A 16981-nucleotide genomic window follows, 5' to 3' on the forward strand; every position below is an offset into this window, starting at 1 on the left:
ATGAAATTAAATAAAGATATATGAAAATTTAATAACGCAATAAAAATTCTCACAGCTGAAGACAAGGAGTTAAGTTTAAAAATAAATTCTTACTTCAATGACTTAAGAGAATTATTTTTAGGTGAGGGAATTCATTTAAAAAAAGTTGGAGATTTTTCATATAACTCTTTTAGAAAAGTTAACAAGATTTTTAATTTAGATCTTTGTGCTGTTAAATATGTTTCAAATTCTAAAATTAAATTTTCTGAACTTCAAGAATTTATTTTAGAAGCTTCAAAAAAATACAAAGGGTTGCCAGAAATTCACACAGATAAAAATTATATTAATTTAGTTTTTAATTTTAAAAATACAAAAATAAATTTTAGAATAATTCCTGTTATCGCAAAAGAAGTTGAAGGGGAAATGGTTTGCAAAGTAAATAGAAATGGAATAGTTCAAGAGGATTTAGTTTTAAACTTAACATCTGATTTTAAAAAAGCAAACAAATTAAGTTCGGGACTTTTAGTTTCTTTGAAGAGAATTATAAACTACATAATGAATGGTGAATTCAATTACACTTATGATATTGATTTTCTACTTTTAAGATGATTCTATGAATACACTTCTAAAACATTAGATGAATATATTTTGGAAAAATATATAAAAAGAGAAACTGATTTAGATGTAAAAGAATTTATGAAAATAAATAATTTCAGAAAGTGAATTAAAAGAACTGTTAGTTTTTATGATCTAGTTAGCTTCATATTTTTAAAATTAGATTCTACAAATACATACTACTTTAATCAATTTAATTTTGAGTTTGAAGAAATGTTTGATGGAATTTCTCGTTACTCATTAAACACAAATTCTAACTTCAAATTACCAATAGACTATTTATCTGAAATAAAATTATTTGATACAACTTCGATTGAAGATAAAGTTTACATACAAAGTAATATATCAAATGAGAATGGTTTATCTGGAATATCTTGAGAAAAGTTTAAAAACGACGGACACAAATATATTGTCACTCCAGTAATAAAAAGTGGGGTAGCAAATTTTGCAATGTTTCAAAAATGACTTACTGTAAAATCAAATGAACTTTACATGAAGTTGAGTGATGAATTAAAGTCGGAGATAAAGTCAACAAAACAAAGAGAAGCTATGAGTGAATTAAATGAAATAGCAAATGAATGATTAACAAAATACAGTTCAAAACTAAAATATATTCAGCCTTACTTTGATAAAAAATATCCTTTTTCATCAACTTATGAGGTTGATCAATTGGCTTCTTTAATTATTCAAACAGTGGATAGAATTGATGACAAACAATGAATAATAAAAAATGATAATTAGTAATAATTATCATTTTTCTTCTTCTACAGTTTGGTTTTTTAAGATTTCTGTACGTTTTTTTACATAGTCTTTTTCAACTTTTCCGATGTGGTGATATAGGTCACGACTGGCTTTAATTCTTAATTTCTTTAATTCTTCATCACAGAAAACTCATGTTAATCAAACTATGTGAAAGTGTCTTAAATATTTAATTTCTCTTTCATCATACATTTCATAACTTAATGTTTGAGCTTCTCTTTGTGCAAAGTCAACTCATTTTTGAGGATTAATGTTTTCGTTATAAGCTTCTTTAGCTAATGCTTGATAAGCCAAAGCTTTTTTAACAATAATATCTTCTAATGACTGTAAAGTATTTGCGATTTCAGCTACGATTGCTTGGTCGAATTCATCATAAGAATTAAATTGGTGTTTTGATAAATAGAACATCTTAGTACTTAAGTTACTTACTGGATTCCCACCACTACCTAAGTGTTCTTTTTCAGAGATAATTTTAAACTCTGTTTCAATTTCTTTATAAAATTCTGATTTAATACGCATAGTGTCACCTGAATTCCTTTATTATTGGTATTATTATATCATAATTTTTAGAAATTAATAGTGTAGAGCCTAAGGTATATGTGTAATAATAAGAATATATTGTTTATTTGGAGGTAGTGTTATGAATAATAAATCAGGAGTTTTTTTAATAAATAAGCCAGAGGGAATTACTTCAAATGACTTAATCCAAAAAATAAAAAGAAAATTCAAAGTTAAAAAAATAGGTCATGCAGGAACTTTAGATCCTTTAGCAACGGGTTTGATGGTTGTTTTAATAAATCAAGCTACAAAGATATCTAACTACCTTTTAACAAGTGATAAGAGCTATGTTGTTACAATGAAGCTATTTGTTCAAACAGATTCTCAAGACATCACAGGAAATGTTGTTGAACAAGAAGAATATAGAAAAATATCAAAAACATTAGTTAAAGAAATTGTTGATAAATATAATGGTTATATTTATGATCAATATCCTCCAATTTATTCTGCAGTAAAAGTTAATGGTAAAAAATTATATGAATATGCAAGAAAAGAACAAGAAGTTATTATAAATCCAAGAAAAGTAACAATTAAAAGTTGTGAACTTTTGGACTTTAATCAAAAATTAGGAACAATTAAATTAAAAGTAAGATCAAGTAAAGGAACTTATATAAGAAGTTTAGTATCTGATATTGCAAAAGACTTAGAAACTATTGCAACTGTTTCTCAATTGGAAAGAATAAGTTCTGGTGGTTTTGAATTACAAAATGCAAAAACAATTGATGAAATTGAGCAAAGTGACTTAATCAATATGTATGATTCTTTAATGTTAAATGAACATCCTTTAATTGAATATCATAGAGTAAAAGACATTAAACAAGGAAAAGCAATAACTTTAACTGGAATAAATTACCCAATAGTTTTTATAATAAATGACGAGAAAGAAGTTATAGCAATTTATAAACATATTGCTCATGACTTATACAAATGCCAAAGAGGTCTTTGAGATGAGGTTCCTTTAGATCAGTTAACTGAAGCTGAAAGGAATGGGTACTATGATTAAAATAGAAACTCTTTTAAATAAAAAAGAAGTTTTTAGTTTTTCTAGCGAAGTTGTCTGTATTGGTTTTTTTGATGGCGTTCATAAAATGCACAAAAAAATATTGGAAAAAACAAAAAATATTGCAAAAGAAAATAATTTTAAATGATCAATTATAACTTTTACTGAAAAGGTTAGTGATTTTTTAAACTCAACTAAAAATAATATTCAACTTAAAGAAAAAAAATATAATATTTTTGAAAAAGAATTTAACCCCAATGGTTTGATTGAAATTCAAGTAAATAATGAAACTATAAAAAAACAACCTGAAGAATTCTGTGATTTTTTAAAAAATAATTTAAAGGTAAAAAAAATAGTTGTTGGAAGTGACTTTAAATTTGGTTTCAAGGGAGAAGGTAATGTATTATTACTTCAGAAATATTTTGGAAAAGAAAATATTATTATTTTTGATAGAGTTGAAAATATATCAACATCTTTAATAAGAGAAAAAATATCTACAGGAAGTGTTCAAGAAATTAAAAAAATTTTAGAACATGATTTGATTGTTTCTGCAAAAAGAACAGATGTAAGTAGATATTTAATTGAAGATTTTAAAATAAAACTACCAAATAGTTTTTATCTTATTAGGCTAAAAGATCAAATTTTAGAAGTAGAGATTACAGATAATTCATTCAAAATAGACTCAAATTCAGACGTTATTGAATTAGAATTATTGGAAAAAAAGTAAAAAAATAAAGTTTTTTTTGTTATACTTTTTAAGTATTGATGTTTTTACGTTGAATTGATTTATCCCTGAATCATTTCTTTGTTCAAACAATTTCAATCAAGATTAAAAGGGGGATTTAGAAATGGTTTCTAAAACACAAATCGAAAATATCGTTAAGGAATATGGTTCAAATGCAAATGATACTGGTAAAGCAGAAGTTCAAATTGCAATTTTAACTCAAGATATTCAAAACTTAACAGAGCACTTAAACTTACACAAAAAAGATATTACTTCAAGAAGAAGTTTATTGAAAAAAGTTGCTCAAAGAAGACACTTATTAAACTTCTTGTTTAAAAAAGATGTTGAAAGATACAAAGCTATCATTGAAAAATTAAAAATTAGAAAATAAAAAGTCTTTAGACTTTTTATTTTTTTAAGTTAAAGCCGTTGGCAGTAGAAAACTTGGAAAATTTAATGTATAATAAAATCATATTTTGGTACAAAAAATAAATTTTTATCAAAATTTAATATTGTTTATTAGAAAGACGGTGTTACTATATGGCAACTGCAACAAAAAAAACAGCAACTAAAAAACCAGATCCAACTGCTGTTAAAAAAGCTGCTTCAAACAAAAAAAGAGCAGAACACATTCAAACTAGAAAAAAAGCTACTGATCCAAAACCAGAGAAAATTGTTAACAAATCTATCAAATTAAGTGATGGACAAGAAAAATTTATCTGAGAAAAAGCAGATCCAGTATCAGCTACAAATGCTTCAATCTACAGACAAGATGTAGCTGGAGCAATTATGAAAATTAGTGAATTTGGACAAGCTTCAGAATTCGGTTGAGTTTACAGCTTAATTGATCCAGAAGGAGAAAACGATGATGTAAACAACGTTGTTGCTCTTCACTGAATGAATGCAAAAGTAAAACGTAAACCAGATCAAAATTGAACAGCTGTTGTAACAGGTGGAAGAGACATTACTGGTCTATTTAACCAAAAGAAAGAAACTAAAATTTCTGGAACTCAGTTATCAAAAACTAGAAAAACTGTTTTATTCCAACCTTCAAAAGTTGAACCTAAAAAAGTTAACGTTCAAATTAGAACTGCAACTGGTAAAAAATAATAAAAAAACCTTACTTCAAGTAGGGTTTTTTTATTATATAATATTTATGTCCTTCGGGACGCCAAGAATATTTGTTATTCTTTATGTTTGCGTGAGATATTAAAGACCGCTCAATAAATAAGTATTTCCTTTCTCATGCATTTGATAGCGGGTGGGAATATTTTTTTTTGTCTTTTTTTAGGAGGTTGGAATAATTATGAACAAATTAATAGTAATAGTTGGTCCAACAGCAAGTGGAAAAACTGATTTGTCAGTAAAAATAGCAAAAGAATTTAATGGTGAGTGTATTAACTCAGATTCTACTCAAATATTTAAAGGAACAGATATAGCAACAAATAAAATTACAAAAGAAGAAATGGATGGAATTGAACACCATTTACTTTCTATAAAAGAAGTTAATGAATCATATTCTGTAGCTGATTTTCAAAAAGAAGCTAGAGAAAAAGTTGCACAAATTTTGGAGAAAGGAAAAACTCCAATAATTGTTGGCGGAACCGGATTATATACAAATGCATTGCTTATGGATTATAATTTCACAAGCGATGATCATATAAAAGATTATGAAAAACAATATGAAAAACTTTCAAACCAAGAGGTTTGAGAAATTTTAAATGAAAAAGATAATCTAGAAGCTCAAAAAATTCATCCAAATAATAGATATAGGGCAATTAGAGCTTTAGAAATTATTGAACTTAATGGAAACCAAAAATCAGAATTAATTAAAGATAATAAAAAATATGTCTACAATAATTTACTAATTGTTGGATTATTTCCCCAAAGAGACAAATTATATAGTAGAATAAATAATAGGGTACTTAGCTTGGAGAAGCGAGGTTTATTTAAAGAAATTGAAATGGCTTATGAAGCGAATAACTTTAATAAGAAAGCTCAATCACTTAAATGCATTGGTGGTCCAGAAATTATAAAATATCTTGAAAAAGAAATAACTTATGATGAATGTATTGAACTTATGCAAAAAAATAATAGACATTATGCAAGAAGGCAATTAACTTGATTTAGAAATCAACTAGATAATGTTGAATGGTTTGAACATGATTATGATAATTTTAATAAAATTTCAGATGAAATAATTGAATACATTAAACTGAATATTTAGTTTTTTTAAAATTGAATACAAGTTAGGAGACTTAACTATGTTATCTGTATACGAACGTGTGGAGAACTTAATTAAGGACAATAAAAATACTACTTTTAAATTAATAGGAAAACAAATCTTAACTGATTGATCGGTTGGGGTTTTTAAAAGTCAAAACGAGATTAGTGAGTCTTGTTTTGTGTCTTTGGCAACTGTAACGCAATTTGCAAAAGCATGTTTGTGTGAAGGTTACAAAGAACTTTCTATTAGATTAAAAGTTGAGTATGAAAATGTTATGCAAAACCAACTTAAAACTGCTGTCGGATCCGAAGTTGATGAAGCGGCTATGATAACAATCATAAATCATTGAGTGAAAGATAATGATAACTTTTTAATTGATTTAGCAAATAAGATTAATGAGAAAAGAAAGGTTTGAATATGTCCATCATATCAGTCGGTATATGCTGCTAAGTTTTTAGAAGATGTACTTACAAATATTGGCGTTCAGGCTAAAATTATTGATATGTCTATTAACCTAGAAGTCGGGAAACATTTAGAGTTTAATGATGAATTAATAGTTGTTTTATTAACTGGAAGAGACACAGAAACCACAGTTATTGCTTTAGAATATCTAATGAAAGCAAATAACGAGATTTTTGTTGTAACAACACCAAGTAATATAACTGAGTTACCAAAAATAAAAGAACTTAAACACATGCTTATAGATTTCCAAGATAATAACTTTTTCTATAAGTACAGATGTTACGCATTAATTACATTGTTCTTTTCATTAAGTGAAAAAATAAATTAAAAAATATAAATCTAAAAAAAATAAAAAATATTTTAAAAGTATTGACATCTGCAAAGCAATTATATATATTTATTAATGTAATTAATTTGCGGGTGTAGTTTAATGGTAGAACTTCAGCCTTCCAAGCTGACTGTGAGGGTTCGATTCCCTTCACCCGCTCCATTGAGAAAATTCAAATCCCTTAAGGGATTTTTTTATTTATAATATTAATTAGATTAAAGGGGTGTAAAGATGAAAAACAATTTATTAAAAGAATTTAATGAATCAAGAACTCCATTTTTTAAGAGTTTTAGTTTTCTATTAATAGAATCAATAATTCCTGGTTTTTTAATTTGATTTACAATTGGCTATGATTTTAAATTTAGTTTAAATGAAAAATTGCCTACACCTCATGTTGGATATTTGGCATTAATTTGCACTGTTTATTTAATATATTCATGTTTGCTAACTTATTTATTTTATAAATTAAAGTTTCATGAAATTGATAACTTTACATTTGCACAAATTTCAACAATCATTTTTATAGCAATTATTATGTTTGGAACTTTCATGAAAAGTTCAAGCTTATGAATCCTTATAAGATTTATATCAATATTGCTTATTGTGGTTGTTCTAACGCCTTTATTTGTCTTTATAGGAACTTTGATAAGAAATAATGATCTTAGAAGGGTTGAAGACTTAGAAAGAACCTATGAAGCTTATAAAAAAGGAGAAATAATTCCAGATAAGAAGCTTTTAAAAGCTCAAAGATATCAAAAATATCTAGTAAGTAAGATCCAAAAAGAAGAAGAACTTGAAAAGTTTAAACTTGAGTTGGATGAAAAAATTAAAAGAGAATTAAAAGAGCAAGAATTGAAAGAGAAACTTAAAGCTGAAAAGATTAATAAGAAACTTGATGCTAAAGAAAATAAGAAAAGAGAAAAACAGAAAGACTAATATGTCTTTCTGTTTTTTAATCTATTTAGCTTTTCAATCATTATTTCTTCAAATATTTTTTCCTTCTTTTTCTCATACATAAAATTAGCTCAAAGAGTTCACAATAAATCTTGATATTTAATCATTTTGTTTAAAATATCTAAATCATCTTTGTTTATCACATTAACTTTTATAAGTTTTTTTATAAAGTAGTCTATAAATTCTTCGTTATTGTTTAAAGTTTCAGTGATAAAACTTGCTATATCAAAGAATTTATTATTTAAAGTTACATAGTCGTAATCAATAAAAATTGCTTTATCGTTACTTATCAAAATATTTCCCGGAACTAAATCATTATGACTTAAAACCAAATCTAAGCTATCAAATAATATTTCATATTCTTTTATTTGATCGATGTATTCATCATATTCTTTTAATTTTTTATCTGTATTTTTGTGAAAAATATTTAAAAAATTAACATATTCGAATTTTTTTACTTTATCTTTTTCTATATTTAAACTATGCATTTCCATTATGTTTTCAATAACCATATCGATAATGTCTTTATTAATATCTATTTGTTCAAGTGATTTGAAATCTGATAGAAATTCAAATTTAGAAGTTAATTTATTTTTTGTTAAATTAAATTCAAGTGGTTTTAATAAACAATCCTGTTTAATTTTTTTTAATTCACTTAAAAAATTAAACTCATTTTTTTTATCTAGGTATAAATCATGAAATTCAATTGATTCTTTAACAACAATATTGTCTTGTAAAAAAGTATTGTTTGTATATCCTTTTAATTTCATTTATTTCACCTCTTAAGATAATAATATTATAATATTAATTAGAACTTAAAGGAGTTAATTTAAAATGAGTGTCATATGATTTGCGTCACAAAATGAAAATAAAATAAAAGAAATAAAAGAGATGATTCCAGAAATGGAGGTTAAATCTTTAAATGATCTAGAAAAAGAATTAGATATACCAGAAGACGAACCAACATTTGAACTAAACGCTTTATTCAAAGCAAAAACTTTATCAAATTTAGTTGAAGGAATTGTAATTGCAGATGATTCTGGATTGAGTGTTGTTCACTTAGATAATTTTCCAGGAATTTATTCAGCAAGATGAGCTAAACCAGAAAAAGATTGAAATGTAATAAATGATATGCTTTTAGATAAATTAATGGATAATAATTTATTTAATGACGAACAAAGAAAAGCTTTTTTTACTTCATCAATTGCTGTAATTGATAAAGAAAGAAATATAGAAGAAGTTTTTACAGGTATTGTTGAAGGTGTTATTATGTACAGTCAAATGGGTGATAATGGCTTTGCATACGATAAAATTTTTAAACCCGATGGTTATGATAAAACATTTGCAGAGATGACTAAAGAAGAGAAAAATGAAATATCTCACAGAAGAATTTCAATTTCTAAATTAAGAGAGTTTTTAAAAGAAAATAATTATTTTTAAGAGGTGCTTATTATGAGAAAAATTAACATTGTATTGTTTGAACCAGAAATAGCAGATAATGTTGGAGCTATTATGAGAACATGTGCATTAACAAATGCAAAATTACATTTAATAGAACCATTTGGTTTTGTGTTTGATAAAAGAAACTTTGCAAGAAGTAGTGCAAATAATTTTGAAGGATGTGAATATGTAAGATATGATGATTGAAATCATTTTATTGAAGAAAATCCAAATCCAAATTTATTCTGTATGACAAGATATGGTAAAAAACCTATTAGTGATTTTAACTTCAAAGAAATTGATCAAGAAATTTTTATAATGTTTGGAAAAGAATCTACAGGAATTCCAAAAGAGATTTTAAAAGACAATATGCAAAGATGTTTTAGAATTCCAATGGTTGCCACTGGGAGAAGCTTAAACATAGCAAATTCAATGGGAATTGCTACGTATGAAGTTTTAAGACAATGAGATTACTTAGACCTTTCAAAAGTTGAAGTTGAAAAGGGAGAAGACTATCTAGAAAGAGATTAATAAGATATAATAATAGTTGTATGAAATTAAGAGGTAAAATAGTATGAAGTTTTCAGATTTTGGATTCAAAAAATTTATAAATGATTCGTTAGAAGAGATAGGTTTTGTATATCCAACAAAAATTCAAGAAAAAGTTATTCCTCTTATCAAAAAACATAAATCAGTTATAGCTCAATCACATACAGGGACTGGTAAAACTCACTCGTTCTTGTTACCAATATTAAATAATATAAATTATGATGAAACAAATAAAATACAGTGTTTAATTGTAACTCCAACAAGAGAGTTAGCAAGACAAATTTACGAAAATACAAAAGAGTTATTAAAGTTTAACGACAAGGGAACAGTTTCTTTATTTGTTGGTGGAGATGATATTGAAAAATCAATTCAAAATGTTAAAACAAAACAACCAACAATAGTTATTGGAACTCCAACTAGACTTAAAAAAATGTACGAAGAAGGTAATCTATATATTACTACTTCAAAATATGTTGTTATTGATGAGTGTGATATGATTTTTGATCTTGGATTTATTGAAGAAGTAGACTTAATGCTTTCTAAAATGAACAAAGATGTGAATGTATCTTTATTTTCTGCAACAATCAACAATGGTTTAAAACCATTCTTGCAAAAATATTTATCAAACTCTATTTTTATTGAAAATATGGATACTAATCCAACAAATAAAAATATTGAACATGTTCTTATATGAACAAAAAACAAAGAAAACAAAGATGTTTTAAGAACAATAACAAAATCATTAAATCCATATGTTTGTATGATTTTCTTAAATAAAAAAGATCAAATAAAAGAAATTATTAGTTGATTGAATGAATTTGGAATTAAAAACGTTGGAGAGCTTCACGGAGACTTGGATTCAAGACAAAGAACTAGCATGCAAAAAAGAATTCAGAGTGGAGAGTTTAAATGAATTGTGGCATCTGATGTAGCTGCTAGAGGTATTGATATTGATGGAGTTAGTCACATTATTTCAGTAGATCTTCCAAAAGATCTTGACTACTATATCCACAGAAGTGGAAGAACAGGTAGAAATCAATATTCAGGAAAAAGTTATGTTCTATTCAACTCAACAAACCAACATCAAATTGATGAGTTGAAATCAAAAGGTATAACATTTACAAACTTTAAACTTGTAAATAATGAATTACAAGAAGTAAATACTGTTAAAAAGAAAAAAGAATTTAATTCAGAATTACCAGTAAATGTTGAAACTAAAAAGATAATTGATAAGTATAAAGGTAAAAAAGTAAAACCTGGATACAAAAAACGTAGAAAAGCTGAAATTGAAAAAGTTAAAAAAGATATCAGAAGAAAACACATTAAAGAATCAATAGCAAAAATTAAAAAAGACAAATACAAAAAACGTAGAGAAGAATTATTTGATAATTAACAATAACAATTATTTCCAAATGAGTGTTATTGTTTTATAATTATAAGTAAATGAGGGAAAAGTCATGGATATAACAGAAAGAATTAAAAAATTAATATCAGAAATTTCATATCAAGTTTATGAGAAAGAAACAATTTTTAGATTAGCAATGTTAGCACTTCTAGGAGAAGAGTCAATTTTCTTATTAGGAAAACCAGGGATTGCTAAATCTTTGATTTCTCGTAGACTTAAATTTGCCATTAAAGGTGGAACAAACTTTGAATACTTAATGAGTAAATTCTCAACACCAGAAGAAATTTACGGACCAATCGATTTAAGATTACTTAAAGAAGGAAAATACGTTAGGGTTGTTGATGGTTACTTACCATCATCAAACGTAGGTTTTTTAGATGAGATTTGAAAAGCTGGACCAAGTATTCAAAATACATTACTTACAATTATTAACGAAAAAATCTTTAGAAATGGTGGAACAGATATTAAAGTTCCATTAAAACTTTTAATTTCTGCTTCAAACGAACTACCTGCTGAAGGTGAAGGATTGGAAGCTCTATTTGACCGTTTTATCATTAGATATATTGCTGAAGGATTAAAAACAGAAGAAAACTTTGAACAATTACTTGATGGAGAATCATCACTTGATGTTGAAGTTGATCCAAGACTTCAAATTTCAATTGAAGAATTAGAAATTTGAAAAAGACAATCAAAACAAGTAAGAATTAGTAGAAAATCATTAGACTTTATTCATTATTTTAGAAAAAAAATAGTTAAAGATACTAATGGAGAAGCTTACATTTCAGATAGACGTTGAAAGAAAATCTCTGGTTTAATGAAAACTAGTGCGTTTTATAATGGAAGAGCAGAAACTGATATTGCTGATTTATTTGTAATTCCTTACTGTATTTGAGATAACGAAGAACAAGAAAAAGAATATTTTAAAATCTTCTTCGATGCCTTTTTAGAACAATTTGGTTTAGAGTGAAGAAATGAAAAGAAAAACTTAATGAACCAAATTGATTCAATCAACTCACAAATTGGACAAATTGAAGCCCAATACTTAAGATTAACTCCATATACAGATCCTTTTAAAGGAGCTCTTGGTGGAACATATTATTTCATTAACTTTACAGATGGTGGAGAAGATTACAAAGTTTGTTTTATTTCAGCAGCTGATTGAAATAAAATTAGAAACCTTACAAATGAAGACTTTGAAATTGACTTGCACTTCGGTCCTAACTTAAACAAATACGTTGGAAGTCAAAAAACTTTAGTTAGAGCATATAAATCTGATCAAATCTTATTTGTAAATGAAAATAAAAAATACTTATTACAAAATGACAACCCAAACGAATTTAATGAGCAAATGGTAAACTTAGCAGACACAATTATTGATTTAGAAAAACAATATAAAGAAGTATCTGCAAAAATGTTCAAAGAATATAAAAAATATATGAATATGAACTGTATCTTCTTTGAAGACATTTACAATGAAAAAATAGCTGAAGCATTTGATACAAAAACTAAAAAACAACTTGAAAGAGAAAAAGAATTAGAAAATATTGATGAATCAAACAGTCCAATTGACAACTTAGAATTCGAAGTTGAAATGTAATTAAAGAAGGTGAACTATTATGGAATTCGATCTAGAAAAACCAATAAGTGAAATCAAACAAGAAATTGAGAAACTTAGAAGAAAAGATCTTCATAATAGTGAATTTCTTGCCTTCAAAAAAGATCATGAGTATGCAGCAGAACAATTAGATGATAAAATTAATAATTTTTATTCTGCTTCAAACTTATCTACAATAAAACAAATAAAACTTCCTGAACCAATAAGAAAAGAAATTGTTTACTATAACTATATTTCTGAAAAATATGATGAGGTTAGTTTTGCACAAAACCTAAACTTAATACAAAATAAATTAGATGAATTTGACTCACCATTTTCAACTTACATTGATACAATGAGATGAAAGATTGACAATGGTTATTTAGAATTAAAAGACAGAGATTGACTTACAGATTTCTTTAGAACTTGAACTTTCATGTTAACAAAAAGAATTATTGATTATAGAATGAAAGCTGTAGAAGATTTAAGATATAACTATTTAGTTGAGGTCTATTCAATTATCAAAAACTATGGTAAATATGCAAAGATTTACAAAACAATGTATGATGTTTTTGGAAAAGTTGCAAACATAGAAGATGAATTAAAAAACCAAAACATTGAATCAATTGCTAGATTTGCAGAATTTTTATATAAAGATCCTTCAATTTTAATGATTGCAGAAATGTTGGGTAGATTAAATGGTGAAGACGACTTAATGGAAATAAATATTACTGAACAAGTAGTTACATATCCAACTCAAGTTAAATTACCTTACAACCCTGAAGAAATTGTTGGTTTAACAGTTTCAAAAGATTTAGAAAGATTGCTTCCAATGGAATTCGCCAATCTTTTTGATGAAGATTTAGAAATCATTTTCTATAAAAAGTTTGTTGAAGGACAACTTCAAACATTCTTATTTGAATCAAATGAAAATATTATTGAACATGAAATTGAAGAAGTTGAGTATGAAGCTCCAATTCCTTTAGAACAAGGTAAGTTTATTATTTGTATAGATACATCAAGTTCTATGGAAGGTGCTGGAGAATATATTGCAAAAGCACTTTCAATAGCTGTAGCTAAAGTTGCTTTAAAAGAATATAGAGATTTAGTTTTTGTTAACTTTGCAAATCAACACGTTGATGAATTTACAATTCATGGTAGAAATGTAAATATTGAAAAAATGTTAGAGTTTTTAGCAAAATCATTTTATGGAAAAACAAATGCAAAACCAGCATTTGAAAAAGTTATTGAAAAAATGCATTCAGAAGACTTTAAAAGAGCTGACTTATTATTTATCTCAGACTTCATGATGGATTCACTTCCAAATTCAACAAGAGTTAAAATAGCTGATTTAAAAGATAACTACAATAGATTTCATTCTCTAGTTATTGGAACAATGCCAAATGTTGAAACACAAGAAGTTTTTGACAATGTAATGTATTATGATCCAAACGACCCTTATGCAACAAATCAAATTGTTAAGTCTTTAAATGAAACTTTAAGAGACTTAAGAGAATTAAAAGAAGAAGAAGTTGCTTATAGAGATGAACAAATTAACAAACTTAACTCAATAAGAGATAAAAAACGTTTTAGAGAAAAACACTTAGATGATCCTAAGTCTAAAAAACTTGCAAAACAAAAAGAAAAATTAAAAGAGCTTGAAGCTAAAAAACAACAAGCTCAAGGATAGGGAGAAAGAAAAATGATAGTAAGAGAAAAATCAAATTTACTTGTAGTTTATCTAGATCATGGTGATGAGATAGCTCAACAAATTCAAAACATAGTAAGAGAGTATAAACTTATCGATGCTAGAATAACTGGTTATGGTTATTTGGAAAGAGTTGAGTATGGAGTTCTTTCTCAATCAGATCCATTCTTTTTGTCAAAGATATTAAAAGAAGGGTTGTTAACTGTTACAAATATAAATGGTATGGTTGATAACAGAGAAGTTTCTATTATGATAAATTCTGTTGATGATAAATTCGAACGTCACCAAGGAAGATTGATTAGTGGGGTAGTTACAAATTCATTTAATATAATTTTGGAAATATATAAGACCGAATAAAGGTCTTTTTTTGTTAAAAAATTTTAGAAAAAGAAAATATTTTTTAACTTTCTAGTGCTAAAATAGTAAAAATAAAAAAAGGAGAGAGAATGAAACACATAAAGAATAAAACCCAAAAGTTAGTATTAATACTAATACTATCTTTTGTAGGATTTTTTTCTTTCTTATCAACGCTAATGATTTTACCTGGTATGGGTATTGAATCATTAACATTTATTAATAGTGTTGAAAAACAAATTAAAAGAATTATGCCTGAGGGGAAATATGTATTTGACCCTACTCATCCACTATATGAAGAGATGATGAATAACGTAGTGAAAAACTCATTTAAAGCTGATGCGCTTTCAACAATTAATTACTATGACTCAAAAGATTATAATGACCATTATGATGCTTATGTTGAGTTTTCAAATAATTGATATGAACAGCATTGATCTCAAAAAGTAAAAGACAAAGAACCAATAGATTTATATGATGTTGGTTTAAACTTTATTGAATTTGACAAAGCAATAGCAACTGAATATCATTCATTTGGTTTTGTAAATACTGGAATTCAATGAATTTTTAGACCCTCTGGTTTAAAAGAAATTTACTCTAAAGAAACATATGAACTTTCTTTAGACCAACAAACAATTTGAGACCAAGAAGAATATGATAGTGAAATTAACTATTCTGGTCCTGGTCTTAATGGTATTAAAATAAATTCATCAATAGGCACAAACATTGTAAATAACAAGGTTTGATTTTTAAACACTCAAATAGATTCAGTTAATTTCGCTTTAAGCTTAACTAATCCGTTTGTTAATAAAAATATAGATAAAAAAGAAAAAATTAGATACGTAACAGTAGATGATTTAAAAGCACCGAACTTTACAGCAACATTAACATTGCTAAGAGTTTCTATAGTATTGTGATTTTTAAACATCATTATTATTCCATCTGGAATAACTATATACTTCATTTTAAGAAAAAAATGAACTAACAAAGATTAATAGAAATAAGGTTAAATAAATGAAAAAATTATTGTCGGTTTTGGCAATGACAACTTTTTCTGTAGGTACTCTAAGTTCTACAGTTTCTTGTATGCCTCAAAAATCAAAAGAGTCTAAGAAAAACCCATTAAAAATTGGTTTAGATATAGATAAAAGTAAGGTAACGAACTCAAGTGTGGATCCAAAAACACACCATGGTTTTACAAATTACTATGTAATTGGAGACTCATTAAGTGATGTTGACGGACTTACAACATATGTTAAAGATAAGTTTTTTGTATCCACTGGACTTGATTCAAAAGTAGACTTTAACTTAAATTTAGATGGAAGTTATGGTTTTAAAGATAATGATGGTAAGCATCACAATGCTTTTTCAAATGGTCCAACAACAGCATATAACATTGCAAATCAACTCGGATTTGGTCCATTACAACCAAGTAATAAATATTCAAAAGTTAAAGAAAATGAAACATTTGGTAGAAATTATTCAATTGGTGGAGCAACTGCTGCAAAGATTGCACCACAAGCTGGAGGAATACTTTTAAATGATGTTAGTATTGAAGAACAAGCAAGAACACTTGTTGCTCAACAAAAAATATCTTCAAATGACTTGGTTTTTTTTGAAATTGGAGGAAACGATCTATTTTCAATGATTACAAGTCAACAAAGTGGTAATGACGCAGCTGTTATTAAATACATGAATGATTCTATTGTTAGATTAAGAAATGCATTATTCACACTTTTAAATAATGGAATACAAAACATTTTCTTTTTAGGACCACCAATTATGGATAATATCCCTAGATATGCAAAAGAAGATGATAAAGAAAAGCAAAGAATTATTGATTTAGGAAAAGAATTTGAAATAAAAATGCAAAGTGTTGTTAAAGAAGTTCAGTCATATTATGGAGATAAATTAGTTTTTTCTTCATTATACGAAGGTGAAAACTCATTTCCAATAATGCAAAAAGAGTATGGGGAATTAATAAAAAATGAAGGAATAATAGAAAATGATGATCAATATCATTCAAATGAATCATTCACCAAAGATATAAAAATAAAAATAAATAACTCTGATATTTCAAAAACTATAAATGAATTTAAAAATTATTTTATAGAAGATAACATTAAAAATTATTTAAACTTTGATGGTAAAAAGGAATTAAATGTCCTTGTTGAACTTGAAGGCAAAGAAGGTTGAAGCGAATATGAACAAAGAGATGAAGCTATGAAGAAATACTTCTTTACAGATATAGTTCACCCTACAAAACATGCTCATGAATATGTTTCAGACAAATTACTTAAAGAAATTTTAAAGGAATTCAAATAA

At 26.3% G+C, this 16981-nt stretch carries 18 protein-coding genes and 1 tRNA gene; 17 read left to right on the top strand and 2 right to left on the bottom strand.

The genetic code is table 4. The features are described 5' to 3' along the window. The gene (locus SBIUS_RS01765) at positions 1-1335 is read left to right on the top strand and encodes a hypothetical protein (protein WP_162684790.1); all 1335 of its coding nucleotides are present in this window, start codon (positions 1-3) and stop codon (positions 1333-1335) included. 6 nt (positions 1336-1341) lie between these two features. Here the strand turns inward: SBIUS_RS01765 and SBIUS_RS01770 are convergent, their stop codons facing one another. Next, entirely contained in the window at positions 1342-1872 is a 531-nt protein-coding gene (locus tag SBIUS_RS01770) for a hypothetical protein (RefSeq protein ID WP_162684791.1), read from the bottom strand. A gap of 121 nt (positions 1873-1993) precedes the next feature. On the opposite strand from SBIUS_RS01770, the gene truB reads away from it, so the two are divergent. From truB to SBIUS_RS01810, 8 genes are all read left to right on the top strand, one after another. After that, on the top strand, positions 1994-2914 hold the full coding sequence (gene truB, locus SBIUS_RS01775) for a tRNA pseudouridine(55) synthase TruB (RefSeq protein ID WP_162684792.1): 921 nt from the start codon (positions 1994-1996) through the stop codon (positions 2912-2914). Next, positions 2907-3638 (top strand): hypothetical protein, encoded by a 732-nt coding sequence (locus SBIUS_RS01780; protein ID WP_162684793.1) that lies wholly within the window; start codon positions 2907-2909, stop codon positions 3636-3638. The genes truB and SBIUS_RS01780 overlap by 8 nt, the downstream gene beginning before the upstream one ends. A gap of 121 nt (positions 3639-3759) precedes the next feature. Next, positions 3760-4026, top strand: coding sequence for a 30S ribosomal protein S15 (rpsO, locus tag SBIUS_RS01785; protein WP_162684794.1), 267 nt, complete (start codon positions 3760-3762; stop codon positions 4024-4026). 149 nt (positions 4027-4175) lie between these two features. Beyond that, complete coding sequence (locus SBIUS_RS01790) at positions 4176-4745, top strand: hypothetical protein (protein WP_162684795.1); 570 nt, start codon at positions 4176-4178, stop codon at positions 4743-4745. Between the two features lie 196 nt (positions 4746-4941). Then, a complete protein-coding gene (miaA, locus tag SBIUS_RS01795; protein ID WP_162684796.1) occupies positions 4942-5862 on the top strand; it encodes a tRNA (adenosine(37)-N6)-dimethylallyltransferase MiaA in 921 nt (306 codons plus the stop codon). Positions 5863-5899: 37 nt separating this feature from the next. Further along, the gene (locus SBIUS_RS01800; RefSeq protein ID WP_162684797.1) at positions 5900-6652 is read left to right on the top strand and encodes a hypothetical protein; all 753 of its coding nucleotides are present in this window, start codon (positions 5900-5902) and stop codon (positions 6650-6652) included. Between the two features lie 88 nt (positions 6653-6740). Further along, positions 6741-6814: transfer RNA gene (locus tag SBIUS_RS01805), tRNA-Gly, on the top strand. 69 nt (positions 6815-6883) lie between these two features. Next, entirely contained in the window at positions 6884-7588 is a 705-nt protein-coding gene (locus tag SBIUS_RS01810; protein ID WP_162684798.1) for a DxFTY motif-containing membrane protein, read from the top strand. Here SBIUS_RS01810 and SBIUS_RS01815 read toward each other — a convergent pair. After that, positions 7585-8376 (bottom strand): phosphotransferase, encoded by a 792-nt coding sequence (locus SBIUS_RS01815; protein ID WP_162684799.1) that lies wholly within the window; start codon positions 8374-8376, stop codon positions 7585-7587. The genes SBIUS_RS01810 and SBIUS_RS01815 overlap by 4 nt on opposite strands. Before the next feature lie 64 nt (positions 8377-8440). Between SBIUS_RS01815 and rdgB the strand changes: the two genes are divergently transcribed. The 8 genes from rdgB to SBIUS_RS01855 all read left to right on the top strand — a co-directional run bounded on the left by rdgB (position 8441) and on the right by SBIUS_RS01855 (position 16981). After that, positions 8441-9046 (top strand): RdgB/HAM1 family non-canonical purine NTP pyrophosphatase, encoded by a 606-nt coding sequence (gene rdgB, locus SBIUS_RS01820; protein WP_162684800.1) that lies wholly within the window; start codon positions 8441-8443, stop codon positions 9044-9046. A 12-nt stretch (positions 9047-9058) separates the two neighbouring features. Next, a complete protein-coding gene (locus SBIUS_RS01825) occupies positions 9059-9577 on the top strand; it encodes a tRNA (cytidine(34)-2'-O)-methyltransferase (RefSeq protein WP_162684801.1) in 519 nt (172 codons plus the stop codon). 43 nt (positions 9578-9620) lie between these two features. Continuing rightward, complete coding sequence (locus SBIUS_RS01830; RefSeq protein WP_162684802.1) at positions 9621-10988, top strand: DEAD/DEAH box helicase; 1368 nt, start codon at positions 9621-9623, stop codon at positions 10986-10988. A gap of 64 nt (positions 10989-11052) precedes the next feature. Beyond that, complete coding sequence (locus tag SBIUS_RS01835) at positions 11053-12597, top strand: AAA family ATPase (RefSeq protein WP_162684803.1); 1545 nt, start codon at positions 11053-11055, stop codon at positions 12595-12597. 19 nt (positions 12598-12616) lie between these two features. Beyond that, complete coding sequence (locus tag SBIUS_RS01840; RefSeq protein WP_162684804.1) at positions 12617-14284, top strand: hypothetical protein; 1668 nt, start codon at positions 12617-12619, stop codon at positions 14282-14284. Positions 14285-14296: 12 nt separating this feature from the next. Further along, the gene (locus SBIUS_RS01845) at positions 14297-14659 is read left to right on the top strand and encodes a PCC domain-containing protein (RefSeq protein WP_162684805.1); all 363 of its coding nucleotides are present in this window, start codon (positions 14297-14299) and stop codon (positions 14657-14659) included. A gap of 89 nt (positions 14660-14748) precedes the next feature. Continuing rightward, complete coding sequence (locus tag SBIUS_RS01850) at positions 14749-15651, top strand: hypothetical protein (protein WP_162684806.1); 903 nt, start codon at positions 14749-14751, stop codon at positions 15649-15651. Between the two features lie 19 nt (positions 15652-15670). Then, positions 15671-16981 carry an SGNH/GDSL hydrolase family protein gene (locus SBIUS_RS01855; protein WP_162684807.1) on the top strand — a complete coding sequence of 437 codons (1311 nt, stop codon included), beginning with the start codon at positions 15671-15673 and terminating at the stop codon, positions 16979-16981.

This window comes from Spiroplasma sp. BIUS-1 (assembly GCF_010365805.1).
Taxonomy (GTDB): domain Bacteria; phylum Bacillota_I; class Bacilli_A; order Mycoplasmatales; family Mycoplasmataceae; genus Spiroplasma_A.